The organism is Candidatus Leptofilum sp., assembly GCF_965223525.1.
Taxonomy (GTDB): domain Bacteria; phylum Chloroflexota; class Anaerolineae; order Promineifilales; family Promineifilaceae; genus Leptofilum.
In genome coordinates, this window is sequence record NZ_CBDCWX010000005.1 from 2,149,606 (window position 1) to 2,163,337 (window position 13,732).

General features: G+C 48.0%; 11 protein-coding genes. 2 read left to right on the forward strand and 9 right to left on the reverse strand.

Features of this window, described 5'->3' with window-relative positions; translation table 11 throughout:
• Positions 1 to 92: 92 nt before the first annotated feature.
• The gene (locus ACOQPM_RS14930) at positions 93 to 689 is read left to right on the forward strand and encodes a hypothetical protein (RefSeq protein WP_420630060.1); all 597 of its coding nucleotides are present in this window, start codon (positions 93 to 95) and stop codon (positions 687 to 689) included.
• 73 nt (positions 690 to 762) lie between these two features.
• Here the strand turns inward: ACOQPM_RS14930 and paaD are convergent, their stop codons facing one another.
• The 6 genes from paaD to ACOQPM_RS14960 all read right to left on the reverse strand — a co-directional run bounded on the left by paaD (position 763) and on the right by ACOQPM_RS14960 (position 6,232).
• A complete protein-coding gene (paaD, locus tag ACOQPM_RS14935) occupies positions 763 to 1,257 on the reverse strand; it encodes a 1,2-phenylacetyl-CoA epoxidase subunit PaaD (RefSeq protein ID WP_420630061.1) in 495 nt (164 codons plus the stop codon).
• A 60-nt stretch (positions 1,258 to 1,317) separates the two neighbouring features.
• Positions 1,318 to 2,073 carry a 1,2-phenylacetyl-CoA epoxidase subunit PaaC gene (gene paaC, locus ACOQPM_RS14940; RefSeq protein WP_420630062.1) on the reverse strand — a complete coding sequence of 252 codons (756 nt, stop codon included), beginning with the start codon at positions 2,071 to 2,073 and terminating at the stop codon, positions 1,318 to 1,320.
• A gap of 109 nt (positions 2,074 to 2,182) precedes the next feature.
• The gene (locus ACOQPM_RS14945; RefSeq protein WP_420630063.1) at positions 2,183 to 2,749 is read right to left on the reverse strand and encodes a phenylacetic acid degradation protein; all 567 of its coding nucleotides are present in this window, start codon (positions 2,747 to 2,749) and stop codon (positions 2,183 to 2,185) included.
• Positions 2,721 to 3,671 (reverse strand): 1,2-phenylacetyl-CoA epoxidase subunit PaaA, encoded by a 951-nt coding sequence (paaA, locus tag ACOQPM_RS14950; RefSeq protein ID WP_420630064.1) that lies wholly within the window; start codon positions 3,669 to 3,671, stop codon positions 2,721 to 2,723. The genes ACOQPM_RS14945 and paaA overlap by 29 nt, the downstream gene beginning before the upstream one ends.
• A 258-nt stretch (positions 3,672 to 3,929) precedes the next feature.
• The gene (gene mmuM / locus ACOQPM_RS14955) at positions 3,930 to 4,892 is read right to left on the reverse strand and encodes a homocysteine S-methyltransferase (protein WP_420630065.1); all 963 of its coding nucleotides are present in this window, start codon (positions 4,890 to 4,892) and stop codon (positions 3,930 to 3,932) included.
• A 5-nt stretch (positions 4,893 to 4,897) separates the two neighbouring features.
• Positions 4,898 to 6,232: a GNAT family N-acetyltransferase gene (locus tag ACOQPM_RS14960; protein WP_420630066.1), complete on the reverse strand. Its 1,335-nt coding sequence runs from the start codon at positions 6,230 to 6,232 to the stop codon at positions 4,898 to 4,900.
• Positions 6,233 to 6,560: 328 nt separating this feature from the next.
• On the opposite strand from ACOQPM_RS14960, the gene ACOQPM_RS14965 reads away from it, so the two are divergent.
• Positions 6,561 to 7,247 (forward strand): zinc metallopeptidase, encoded by a 687-nt coding sequence (locus tag ACOQPM_RS14965; RefSeq protein WP_420630067.1) that lies wholly within the window; start codon positions 6,561 to 6,563, stop codon positions 7,245 to 7,247.
• Between the two features lie 797 nt (positions 7,248 to 8,044).
• Here the strand turns inward: ACOQPM_RS14965 and ACOQPM_RS14970 are convergent.
• The 3 genes from ACOQPM_RS14970 to ACOQPM_RS14980 are packed head-to-tail and all read right to left on the reverse strand — an operon-like array spanning position 8,045 to position 13,706.
• Positions 8,045 to 9,397, reverse strand: a complete 1,353-nt coding sequence (locus tag ACOQPM_RS14970; RefSeq protein WP_420630068.1) for a winged helix-turn-helix domain-containing protein — start codon at positions 9,395 to 9,397, stop codon at positions 8,045 to 8,047.
• Positions 9,398 to 9,418: 21 nt separating this feature from the next.
• Complete coding sequence (locus tag ACOQPM_RS14975) at positions 9,419 to 12,655, reverse strand: response regulator (RefSeq protein WP_420630069.1); 3,237 nt, start codon at positions 12,653 to 12,655, stop codon at positions 9,419 to 9,421.
• 4 nt (positions 12,656 to 12,659) lie between these two features.
• The gene (locus ACOQPM_RS14980; RefSeq protein WP_420630070.1) at positions 12,660 to 13,706 is read right to left on the reverse strand and encodes a hypothetical protein; all 1,047 of its coding nucleotides are present in this window, start codon (positions 13,704 to 13,706) and stop codon (positions 12,660 to 12,662) included.
• Positions 13,707 to 13,732 lie beyond the last annotated feature (26 nt).

Here is a 13,732-nt window from a genome sequence, read left to right on the forward strand (position 1 = left end):
GATTTGTAATTATAAAGCCCTACAAGCTGTGGTCGGCGTCCTTGCCGTGCTACCAGCGAGCACCGATCAGTGGAAGTAACAGGAGGGGCGTCGTGTTGATCAGAAAAGTAGCAAAGTGGTGGCGAGCATTAAGTGGTTGGCACATCATCGCGTATTGTTTGCTAATCGGCTTAGTGGTTGGGTCAATCATTAGTTGGCGAGAAAGTTTGCCAGATCAAAAATTAATACCACCAGCCATTTTGCCTGCGCTACCAGTTCCGGCGGTTGCGGTTGAAAGTTTGAGCAGCCTGGGGTTTTTCGATCCTGATATACGTGTTCAAGTAGCCAATGGGGCAACGTATATGCTTCAGTGGCAAGAGGATGGGCGACAATGGTCATCTGAAAATTTGCACGATACCAAAAATGATGGTGAATCTTGTTCTGTGGAAATTTTGAGTTTAATGCAGGATGAGGCTGGCGTAATCGTTGATTGTCAAACTGCTCACATTGTTGGCGAATGGTGCGCTGGACCAATTGTTTCAGTTGCGGTAACAGAGACAGGTGAAGTTTGGGAAATGGCTGAAAACGAACCTTGTGGCTTTGTTTTCAAAACGAGTTTGTTTCTCATTGAAATTCTAAGTTTGCTAGTTGGTTTATATCTTGCCAGTTTCAAGTTAATAACCAAATGGTTCCCTATGGATACTGATTAGAAGGTTGGGTAGTAGCAGAATAGGGCTTAATGTAGTTTTTCTCTTAAACCTCTGTGTTCTCTGTGGCAAAAAGTTACAATGGCTTGAATTGCTCGAAGGCGTCTTGGCAGTCGTGGCAGTAGTAGATCATGCGGCAGAGGGTAGGGCCGAAGCTGTTTTTGATTGAGGTGTTTTTGGAGGCGCAGCGGGGACATTCGGCCACATCTAAAAAGGCGACGGAGATGAGATCGCCGCCATGTTTTTGCGGGGGTGCCAGGCCAAACTGGCGCAGCTTTTCGCGGGCCTCGTCGGTTATCCAGTCGGTGCTCCAAGGGGGATGCAGCACGGTTTTTACGGTGACGTTTTGGATGCCTAGCTGGCGAACGGCCGTTTCTATATCCCTTTTCATCACATCCAAAGCTGGACAGCCAGAAAAAGTAGGCGTCATCGTCACCCGCACGGCGTCGCCATCCACCGCCACATCCCGCACAATGCCCATCTCCACCACCGAAACCACCGGAATCTCCGGGTCTTTGACCTGGTTGAGGGCTTGCCAGATTTGGGTAGGAGTGATGGGTATTTGAGACATAAGGTTTTTAGAGACTGGAGATAAGAGATTGGAGATTAAGAACAATCTCTAGTCTCCCTCTTACCAAATCGCCTCGCGATTCAGCCGCGCCACTTTTTGCATATCGGCCAGCAGGGTGGCGAGGTGGTTTGTGTGTTCGCTTCGGCTGGTGGTGGGCGGCGTTTGGTTGGCAGGGATGATGAGATTGGCGGCAGTGAGGAACGGCCGTATCAGCTCCAACCACGCCTCATGTAAAACAGCCAAATCCGGCATGATTTTCTCATCTACCAGGATCGATTCATCGGAAAGCGGCACAAAAAGCTGCTGGGCAAACGGCCATAGCTTATCCAACGCGGCCTGCGTGCGCTGGTTTGACTCTTCCGTACCCAGCCCCAGACGCTTAATCCAGTTACTGGTGTGGCGCAAATGGTAAATTTCTTCGTTGCGGATTTTGGCCGCTGCTTCGGCCAGCGACTGGTAGCTGCTGTGCTGCAACTTGTCTAGCAGCAGCAGTTCGTAGGCATCAAACAGATATTGGCGCAGCATCGTAAAGGCCCAATCGCCACGCGGTAGCTCCAGTAGCTGCACATTGCGAAATTCGATTGCATCGCGGAAAAAGGCAAGTTCGTCTGGCTCGTCATCAGTGAAAGTTTGGTGCAGCCCGTACCAAATGCTGGCGTGGCCTAATTCGTCTTGCGAAATGTTGGCCAGGGCAATATCTTCTTCCAAAATGGGGCCATGCCCGATCCATTCCGAATTGCGATGCGCCAAAATCAGCTCATCGTCGGCCATTGCCAGCAGTTTTTGGGTAAGAATTTGTTGAATTTTTCGGTTCATGTAATTTTTAAAAGCGGAACACTGAGTCTCACAGAGAAAGTACAGAGAGTCACAGAGGGAAAGTAGAAATCAGCGTCATCTGCGTTAATCCGCGCCCCATTTATTTTTCCTAACGGCCGTATTTTTGGCGGCGGGGGCTAACAAAGCCGTAATGTGATTGCTGCCGATATGTTTTGTCCAGCGCAGGGGCAAACAGGGCTTCGATGTCGTCCTCGTCGCTGCGGACAATTTGCTCATCGGCCACCACCCACCACACCCAAACGGTGTCGGCATCGAAGTTGCCGCTCTCGATGGCGTCGCGCAGGGCAAGATCTGGCGTTACGGCCTCGATTTGCCCCACATGGCGCACGTAGGTCATGCTGCGCCGCTGGCTGGTTTTAGTGAAGACGTGGAATGGTGTGAGCGTGCCGTCCACTTTCCATATTTTCATCCAAAAATCAGGGTTGGCTGCCAACTCTTCCCGCGTCATCATGAAAATGGTATCGGCACGCACCACCCACAGGCTCACGGCAGACGGCCGTCGCACAAACACATCCCGCGCGTTTTGTAAAGCCAGCTCCGCATCTGGCGCATGAACCGAGCCAACCGCCTCATGGGGCTTCTTTGGATTATCTTGCTTAAACACCTCGTAGCGAGGCCATTGGGTGTCAGACATGGTTAGAATGTTTTTCTGCATAGGCCGTCATTGCTTCACGCACCCAACGGCCGTTTTCATGGGCTGCTCGTCGGGCGGCTAACCGTTCGGCATTCATTGGACCATTGCCTTTCACCACGCGCCAAAACTCATCCCAATCAATCGGGCCGATGATCCAGTTGCCGCCTTCTTCATCAAAATGCAGATCAGGATCAGGGATGGTGAGACCAAGCGCATGAACTTCTGGCACTTCTTCGTTAATGAACTCCTGGCGCAGCTCATCGTTTGACTTGGTTTTAATGCCCCAGCGCATGAGAATTTCAGAGTTGGTTGAGTCGCTATCGTGGGGCCCAAACATCATCAGTGTGGGCGGCCACCAGCGGTTCAGGCCATCTTGCACCATTGCTTTTTGCTCTGGCGTGCCGTTGCTGGCATAATGGACAATCATCTCCTTGCCCTGCTTATAATGGAACGTCTCCTCTGCACAAATTCGTACCATCGCCCGCGAATAAGGCCCGTAAGAAGCATGAGACAACATTAGCTGGTTCTTGATCGCCGCGCCATCCACCAGCCAGCCAATCCAGGCCACATCGGCCCAGGTGAGGGTAGGGTAGTTGAAGATAGAGGCGTATTTGGCCTTGCCTGTTAGTAGCGCGTCCAGCATCTCTTCACGGGTCGCGCCCAGCGTTTCGGCGGCGTGGTAGAGGTACTGGCCGTGTCCCGCCTCGTCCTGCACTTTGGCCATGAGCACCATTTTGCGGCGCAGGCTAGGCGCATGGGGAATCCAGGCTCCTTCTGGCAGCATCCCCACCACCTCACTGTGGGCGTGCTGCGAAATCATGCGGATGAGCTGGCGGCGGTATTCGTCCGGCATCCAATCCCCCGGCTCGATTTGCTCGCCCCGCGCAATGCGAGCCTCAAATTCGGCTAACTTGTCGTCAATTTCAACGGTTTCTTCAATCATGTGAAATGCCTCAGTTGTAAAAACCAAAAAGAATTTTGAATCAAAAGGAGCGCGAAATTGGTTTTTACTTGAGCAAATCACAGAGAAATCGCGCTTCGTTTTTCAAAGAACTATCTGTGATTTGCTGTAAAAAATAGTGGTTGGCTCTATTATACAACAAACTGAATTTCACTGATCGATTATTACCTAATCAGCAAAAAGTTTTGGCTCATGGATAAAAAGTGTGCATCAATGTGACGGCCACTTCAAAAATGACTGTCACGTACTCTTATTTTTGGGCAGCAACGGCCGTGTGCGGTCGCGGATTTGCTGGATGTAAGCGGGGCCAGTGCGGCAGCAGCCGCCCACCAGCAGGGCGCCCATCTTGCGCCATTCGCGGCTGATCGTACCAAATTGTGAGGGGTCAGATTGGCCTAGCCAGGTTTTTGTTTCGGGATCGAATTGCTCGCCGGAGTTAGGGTAGACGATGATGAGCTTATTGGTGTGAGTTTGAACGGCCGTAATCAACTCTGGCAAAAAGCGGGGCGGGGTGCAGTTAATGCCCACCGCAATCAAGTTGGGTGCGTCGTTGAGTAGCTGGACGCATTCGGCCAGCGGTGTGCCATCGCTGATGCGGTTGCCATCCTGGCAGGCAAAGCTCATCCAGGCGGGCGTTTTGGGTGTTTCGAGCAAAAGCTGGCGTAGTGCTTTGGCTTCGGCCAGGGAGGGAATTGTTTCGCAGGCTAGCAGATCAGCACCGCTTTGGGCCAAAATCTCCCAGCGGGGGAGGTGCCAGGCCAAAAGTCCCGCCTCATCTAAATCATAAGCCCCCGTGTATTCGGAGCCATCGGCTAGAAAAGCACCATATGGCCCCACGCTGGCAGCGACCAACGGCCGTAGTCGCCCCCGCCGATTAGCCATCATTGCCCAAAACTGATCTCGCGCCTCAATTGCCAACTGCACTGAAAAGCGAATTAGATCGGTCGCTTCGTCCTGGCTTAGACCTCGTGCCATCAGGCCGGGCAGGCTGGCCTGGTAGCTGGCGCTGATGATGCAATCTGCTCCGGCCCACAAATAGTCGCTATGTACCTGGCGGATGGCGTCTGGCTGTTCTAACAAGATTTTTGCCGACCAGAGCGGATCGTTTAGGTCGTGGCGGCGGGCTTCCAGTTCGGTAGCCAGGCCGCCGTCGAGGATGAAGACGTTTTGGTGATCGAGGAACGGCCGTATTGGATCAACCATCACACTTACCCTAACCCCACCACCCAGGAAGGCTTTTTGGGGAAGAGGATGTTGAACAAAACGGCCGCTTCCGGGTTGCGTGAAAAACAGTCGGCGTGGGTTTCATTGAGCTCTTCCAGACTGTTTTTGCCAAAGAGAACGTGCAAAAAGGTGCTATCTGAAAAATGAATATCGCCATCGTCTACGCTTTTAGGTTCATAGCTGCCTACTTCTTTCAGTTTGCCTTGCTCAAAAACCAGCGTGAATTGCTCACGGTACAAATTGACGCGGCAGGTGCCACTATGCCCAGCCAACACGCTTTGAGCCAGCCGTTTTTCCAGGGCGGGTGCGATGTGGCGCAAAAAGGCTGGCAAATCTGGCACGCGGATGAACCAGGCATACGGCCGTCGCTGCGGTTCTAGCTGCCTGCCCAATGCTTCATAAATGGAATGGCCTTGCCCCAGCCCAAAGGAAACGCCCAGCAGCCGTTTTTCTTCTTTTTCAAACAGCTCGTCAGCCATTTTTTTGAAGGTGCGGGTGAGGTATAGTCCCACCCTGCGCCAGGAGTGGCCGGGCAGCACGCCCAGTTCGCGTACGGTGTACGTTGGCCCCCACTGCTTGTACTCAACGTAGGCCACGGGCTGGTGACTTTCGGCCGTTTCAATGATGCGAAACTGGCGTGAGTAGGCCGAATCGGGATGCGGAACTGTTATTTCGTAGCGCCAGATGGTTTCGTTACGGACTCGGTTGAGCAAGCTACCCTGGTTATGCGCGTCGTACAGTTTGTCTAGCAGCGGCCAATCTGCTTCGGTAGCGGGGCGAATTTGGTATGGCTCTTCTTCGATTGGTTTGTAATTGCCGGGACGATCCCACAAAAAAGTGCGGCCACCGCCCAAATCGAGCGCCATGCCGTAACCAAACAGGCGATAGTACCAGGGGATACCGGTGATAGCTTGAACCAACTCTCCTCGGGCGGCGCTTTTAGCATGAACGGCCGTCATCTGTTCCCGTACCAAACCTCGTCGCCTATAATCTGGGTCAGTAGCCACCAGCTCTGGCCTGCCTACGCCAAACGGAATGCCCTCATACGCCCAGGTTTGCGAAATGAGATTGAGCGTCGAGACGATTTTGCCGCCAGCGTTTTCATCCACAACAACGGTAAAGTCGCTGGCGTTGGTCGTGGGGTGATCGCCTCGCATTAAATCTTCAGTCCAGCGTGCCAGCCACGTTTCTGGGTTTTCTGGATTATCTGATTGGCTGCGGACGTTGAACGCAGCCAATTCTTCCGTGTCCTCTAGTGTGGCCCAACGTAATAGTAGGCCATCGCCTAGGTGTTTGGGCAAACCGAATTGGTTACTCATGTTTCTCCTCGGCAATTAGATTGGTGCCGTATTGTAAAAGCTTCTCTCATCTTTGTGTAATTTAGTATGTTGATTTGTAAGATATGTATTGGAAAGATGGTCAAAAGATTGACGATAGCCAAGTATTTATGCAAAATTGGCGACAAGTTTGACTATAAATTCAGGCAATAATTCGCAAGGGAACATGATGATAACAATACTATCTTTACCATTTTGGTTACTATTTGTCAGTGGCGCAGCCGGGTTGCTGATGATGCGGTTACAAAAACGGCCGCAAGCTCAACTAGCCTTGGCTCCCATAACAATACAAAAACAACGAGGTTAAACGATGTTTTTTGACCCCCTCTATTTACTATTTGCTTTACCCGGTCTGTTGCTTGGTTTCTGGGCGCAATCCCGCGTAAAGAGAAGTTTCAACAAATATGCCAAAGTGCGTACGGCCATGAACGTTACTGGGGCGGAGGTAGCGCGGCGGTTGCTGGATGCTCAAGGTTTGTACGATGTACAAGTTGAGGAAACACAAGGCTTCCTCAGCGACCATTATGATCCGCGTGGCAAGGTACTGCGCCTTAGCCCAGACGTTTACCGGACGCCCAGCATCGCGGCTGCAGGCGTCGCTGCCCACGAGATGGGGCACGCTTTGCAGGATGCGGGCGGTTACTTCCCGCTGCAAATTCGCAGTACACTGGTGCCCGCCGCTCAATTTGGCAGCTCGCTGGCGCCGTGGCTGTTTATCGGTGGCTTGCTACTCAACTTTACAGGACTGGCTTGGGTAGGTGTGATTATGTTTGCAGCGGCCGTTCTCTTTACGCTGATTACATTGCCCGTGGAGTTTGATGCCAGCAACCGTGCCAAGCAGCTATTGGTAAGCAATGGTGTGCTAATCGGTGATGAAATTAAGGGCGTGGACAAAGTGCTGGATGCGGCAGCGTGGACGTATGTGGCAGCGGCCGTTTCGGCCATTGGCACCTTGCTTTACTACGTTTTGCTGCTCACAGGCGGTGGCCGCGACTAATTAGAAATTAGACTTTTGAAGTTTTCATTGATACCTAGTATTAATTGGGGACAAAACTTCAAAAGTTTCCCAGATGAAAAGAAAAACGGGATGGTTTTACACCATCCCGTTTTCCTTTTGGCTAGAGAACTCGCGGCCCAGAACCCCCGATTCCCCATGCAATATCGCAATCGCTATCAAGGAGACAGCAAAATAAGCAAATTATTTATCTTGGGCGGCTCATGGCCACGCCGATCATCAATCCGGCGATGATCATCATCAGGGCAACGATAACAATAGTTGAAAGGCTTAGATGAACAATCATGTCATTACCTCCGGTTTTTTGTTTCTGTCGTCTATAGTTTACGCTAGCCGCGATGCTTTTTAATGATGTTTGGCGAACGTTGGGCAGATTAAAATGTGATAAATGTGACAGCTTAGCGCGGCTTGGCGCTGAATACCACATAAACCAGCAGAAGGAGTGGGAAGAGCAATCCCAATACAAAGGCAGCCAGCAATAAGCCAAACAGCACACCGTATGATAAAGTTATCATGTTTAGTCTCTCCTTTCTTTGACCGAATACCAATACACAATCCATTACGCACAAGACACCATGATGGTTACAGCAATGGCCGTTTGGCTTTGCTGGCCAACCTGTTGTGATTCTAAAACAGTTGGATTGATTTTTGCCGATAAGTAGCAAACGAGAGGGCAACGGGAAAATGACAAGCCACTGCCTGAAGCGTGAAGAATTAAATACAATTTGGCAGCGAATTCGTGCAAATTCGCGTTAATTTTCTACCCTTTTCAAGGGGGACTATTCAATTTGCAGAGTGTAACCCTGGTTATGAACGTTGGCTAAAAACTTGGGGTTCTTGGGGTCTGGCTCGATCTTTTTACGTAGGCGGGCAATAGCGGCGATGAGTGCCTCGTCAGAGACGCCGCCCTGGGCGTTGGGCCAGCCTGCGGTGATCAGTTCATCTTTTTCAACTACTTCGCCCGCTTGGTGATAAAGTTGCTGGAACAAGCGGTATTCTAACTGAGTGAGCCGCGGAACAGGGTCGCCCTGTACCCAAATCTGGCGAGATGGTTCGTCAAAGAAGAGCGGCCGTTCCCAAAGTGCATTTTGGGTAGCAATGAACTGTTGGAAGATGGGGGAAAAGATAACGGCCGTTTCATCCTCTGAAAGAATGCCCTTAATTTTTAGTTGAGTAACAATGGCGGCTTCCAGGGTGGTGTTGATGCCTTGCGCTTTGGCAAGCAGCACACGTTGCTCATGGGCACTCAGGCTGCGCCACAATTTGTCGCATTCCATCTCTACGCCAGGGCTTTTTAGGAGGCGAACGGCCGTGCCTTTTTGTTGGAGCTTGTCTGCAAGCTCACTTTGAGTGGTTGCTAGCAATGTAGCTCTCAAAAGGCCTGCATGACCCCCCGCCAGCGTATACAGCCCTTCGCGCAGCTCGCTTGTGAGCGTAATTTTGTTGCGCCCAGAGACACGTTCCAACACTGACATAGCATCCCCTTTGGCATATGGCTTTAACCCCATGATGTTTGAAGCCAGCAGTTCGTAAAATTCTTCCCGACCTGCATCTAAATCAAGCAAATTTGGCATCATGTCGCGGGTGAAGACGAGGTAAGAGATGCGGTATTTGTATGCCTCGCGCAGGCCGCGTAGGTTGGCAAATAGCCGCTCTTCAGCTAGTTGGTATACATCGTCAAATTGGTCGAACAGAAACACCAGGCGTCTATCTGATTGCCCCAGCAGCACGCGCAGCGCGAGCTTGAAATACCGCTGCACTTTAAGGATGTCATCTTTGGCGTCTAGTAATTGCTCATGGTATTGGCCAATTTTATCAATATCTGCTGTGGTTAGCCCCAATCGTTCTGCATCGGCGTCCAGCATTTCTAGCTGCTCCAGAATGAGGCTGTAGATGCTGCGGTCAGAGAAATCGGGAATATAGTGGAAGTTTGCCCGCACGATGATGGTACGGCCGTCTAATCCGCCCAGGTAATGAGCCTGCGTGTACGGGTCACGGATATGGTTGAACAGGTTCGATTTGCCGACGCCGCTAATGCCGATGATGGAAGCGGATTCACCGGCCTGCATCCATTTGAAGAGCATTTTTGTTTCGGTTTGGCGGAAGCCGGGGCGTTGGGTTGTGGGTGTCATTGTGGGAAAACTCCTTGGTGATCAATCTTGCGAGAGACTGGAAACTTCCTGGCCTTCGTAGTTTGTGAGGGTAAATAATACTTTAAGTAGTTGGCCAGGCGTATCAGGTAAGACACGGTAGTCCAAGTTACGATAGACGTCTTGTTCTTCTTCCGAAATATCTCCACCAGCCAACCAGATAAGGCCTATAGCACTGCTGGGTTGGCAGTATTGGTAAGCAGACATTAGTTCGCCCTCGGAGGGGCAGAGCATAAGAAGGAAGGTGCCTTGTTGAACTTCCATTGCTATTTGTTGCCACAATTGGGTAACTCGTTGAATCGTTTGAGGTTGATGATAGTCATATTCTGTAATTGGTAAAAAATTGGATGCAGCTTCTTCCTCTTTGGCGTTGATAGAGCCGTATAATTTGTAAATAGGAATAGCATTATTTTCAGGGCTTTCATGGTTGGCATGTAGTAGAATTGTAAATAATTCACCTTTTTGATGATATGCTTGCTCCAGATAGGTGTGCTGGTTGGTGGTGTACACTTTTTGCCAGGGCAGTTTGGCGGCGGCGCGATAGATAGCCGGCCGTTTGCCCGGCGCATAATATTCCATATATTTTTGGATGAGCCGCTTGCGGTTGCCCATCCGATTGATATAAAAAGCAAACAGTTTGGTTGGATTGTCGCTGGTTGAGGCAGAAATATCTACCTCTTTCATTAGTTGTAAGGCAAGCTCCTGGTTGTTGGGCCAATCGGCATTGCGGGGAACGGCCGAGCCGATGAACAAGGTAACGTTCTTTTTAGCCAAATTCTCTGCCAGGAACCGCTGTTGGGCGGTCGCCAGCATGAGCGCGGGCGCAAAAAAGCTGCTGTCTTCGGCAAATGAGGCTTGAATAACAGGCACCGGTTCCCGGTACATATCAACCACCCGCTTTTCAGGCTGTCGTCCAGCTAGAATGTCCAGCTCCTCACACATCATCACCGCAGAGTGCATCGCCTGCAGCTTGCGATTTTCTGAGATGTGCCGCAGCCGCACCACATTTAGCGTACCCATTAACTGGCTCAGTAAATACTCCTTGCGCGCATCATTTTGCTGCGTGTTAAAGGTGTGTGCATAACGATGTGCTAATTGGCGGATGGCAAATATCACTTCGGCTGCTTTGCGGGCATCTTTGGTGAATGAAGGTGGCAAAATGGGTGGCTGTTTTTGGCGGTCTGCTTCTAGCAATGCTTCTTCAAAATGCAAAAAATCGGTCAGGCTCAGTAAAGACATCAAGCGGTACTTTACGTCTGTTTCCATAATGACAAAATCGCGCAAAATATGGCTTTTGTAGGTGCGATAAAAGTCAATTAGCCAACATCTGCCTGAATCATCCACCATGATGTTGCGCCCGGTCAGGTCGCCATGGGTGATGCACTTGTTCACTTGGATCACGCATTCTTGTTTATGCTTTTTTAACCAGGCGATGGGATTGGTGACTTTTTCCTTGCCAGGTGTGAGCTGTATTAAATCATCGTCTGGGTCTAATTCTGGTAAAACGATTTGGATGCGTCCGGTTAATTTTTTTTGGTCTAGTTTAAAGGCTTCATAATATAGTGAGGGTAAATTAGTCATTACACGCTCTGGATTAGCAAACCAGTAGCGGTAGGTTTCTTCAAACATTGCACGCAGACTGGCGATAATTTGGCTCGTTTCGCTCCGATGATAAAACTCATCAAACTCCTTAAGGGCGACACCTTGCTTTTCGGCAAAAGTATAGAGTAAGGCTCCTAAATGGCGGGAGTAATACACGTCGGCCTGAGTAATGGCATTGGCTGTTAGGAAATGTTTGACATTAGTTTCATAATGGTGCTGTTCCGTCTCGACCTTGTCTTTACGGCCGACTTTAGTCACGTAAGATTGGCCCAAACCGTTATTCCAGGTGGGTTGAATGCGTACCATAGCTGCGCCGTTAAGGCCCGGTTTGAGTTTGCTCACATACAGACTGCGGGCATCGGCAAAAAGCTTGCCAAAAAGGTCACGGACTTGGGGGGCTAATAGCTTGGGAGACGGCCGTTCTGCCATAGACCAGTTTACATCCTCTGCCACATCCCCTAGCACGTTTAACGAATCACTTACATAGTCAAGCTCAAAGTTGATTTTGAGTTTTTCGCGTGTTAGCTCTTTGACAGTGTTTATTAACTTGCGTAGGTAACCAGCTTCCTTGAGGATGAAACGGTCTGGCTTTAAATCGAGATCCCACGCGTCGGCAGCAAGCTCTTTGTTATTTATAGCAGCAATAATAATCGTTGGCATCACATCTCGTAGCTGCAACCGTTCAACGTCTTCTAACAACTGTAGACCCTGTGTGTTATTCTGATCATCTTCCACTAAGCGGATATCAATGATAGCCAAATGAAAATGGCCTGTTTCTAAAGCCGATCTGGCTTCTTCATAAGAGGTAGCCAAACGCACTACGTAATTCTCTTCTTTTAACCAGCGCATAATGGAATCGTAAGCGTTTTCGTCGTCTTCAACGAGCAAGATGCACAATTGATGTTCTTGGCCTATATTTATTCGAATCGTGGGGAAATCGGGACTTCGATCAACTCTTTTTAGAGTTTGAACAGTATTCCGATTTTTGTCAGTTGATGCTGAGGAGAGAATTGTTTGTGTTAAAGTACTCTTGCTCTTTACTTTTATATTGCCTTTTCCGAGTAATAGTTTTAAATACGAGAATTTGTCATCTATAGGTATATCACCTATATACGCCTTAAATAGAGGGGAGCTAGACTGTATAATCCAACAGAATTCTGTAACGCGCGACAAGTTTCTTATGTTTCTAATAAACAATTTTGCATCTTCAGTTTCAGTTATCGTATCCCACTTGAAAATCAAAATAACATTCTTGTTTTGATTTATACTAATCAACTCTACATATTCATCAAGTAAACGTTTTAGCTCTTCCCAGGACAAAGAGAGAGTATTTAACAAGCTTATTATTTTTTGTAGTTTTCTTTTATCTGATTTAATAAGTAGATGATGAATACTATCAGCGAATTTGCGGAAAAAATGATTTGCATTCAGTTCTGAGTTTGCAGGATAGTTTATTAATACTAGAAGAATACCAAAAGGCTTCACTTTTTCTGACAAAATGGTAATAAAACTTGAACTAATAGCTTCATTTATTTCAAGAAACAAGGTTTTTTGCTTTATTTGCTGAGTTTCTGGAGAAAAGTCCGTAAATTCGTTTACTATACTATTTATAAACTCAGTAAGCTCAGTATTTTTCATAAGATCATTCTCGAAGACCCTTTAAGACATCCGATATTTTGTCTGATTCTAAAAGCTCACTCCAAGCACGTAATATATCATCAATCTCAACTGTATACTTATTTTGCTTGAGAGCTTCTTCTAGTGAATTATGAAACAATATTTGGCTGATATATGGATGTCCCTTTCCGCGAGCCCAAACTTCCTTAACAATAATTTCAGGATAGATTTGATTGTAATCAGCACCAACATATTTTTCTAATAATTCGTTTAGATCAGAAATATTTCTGAAAGGAGTTAGCTTAATAGTAACGTCAAAAATGTCCTTGAATGGTTTGTAGTCAATAAGGCTGATATCAGTAACAAAGACAAATAGAACTTTTCTTTCAGTAAAAACTTCAAGATAATGTCTTAAAAACTCCTTATTGGCTTTTACTGCCAGGTGATTTGCTTCATCAGCGATAACGGTCACAGTTCGAAACCCTGATTTTTGACAGATACTGATTAGCTCTTGAGCAATATGAATGAATTCATAATCGGTTAATTCTCCAATTGCAAAAGATTGCTGTTTGCTTTTATTTGCTTCAGCGTTTCCTATTGTAAGAAAGTTAACCCCTGCCTGTGCGGAAGAGTTTTTAACATTTGTTTTATTACTGACTCTAAGTAACTTGAAAATTTCAAATAGTTTTTTAAAGTCTTTGCTCTTAAATGTTGAGGCTTTGTCCTCTGTAAGTGCAAGTAGCATATCGGTTGGTGTCTTATCAAAAATCTTCAAAGCAATTTCGTAACACAATATATGTAAGATTTCTTCTAAAAAGCCCTCAGGATTTTCATCATAACCGCGTATATCAATACGAATAGTTAATACTTTTTTCATTTCAAGAAGGGCTTGTGCTTTGCGTACTAAGCTGCTTTTGCCAATTCTTCTTTCCCCAGCTAGCAATACATTACCTTTATTGCTAGTAATAGTTTTGACTAGCTCATCTAATTCGTAAATGCGATCTACTAGCTTATCTTCGGAAACTACATGACCTAAGTAATCGAATGCAGGTTTCTTAAATGATTTTTCCATTTTTACTCTCTCAGCAGACTTGAAAT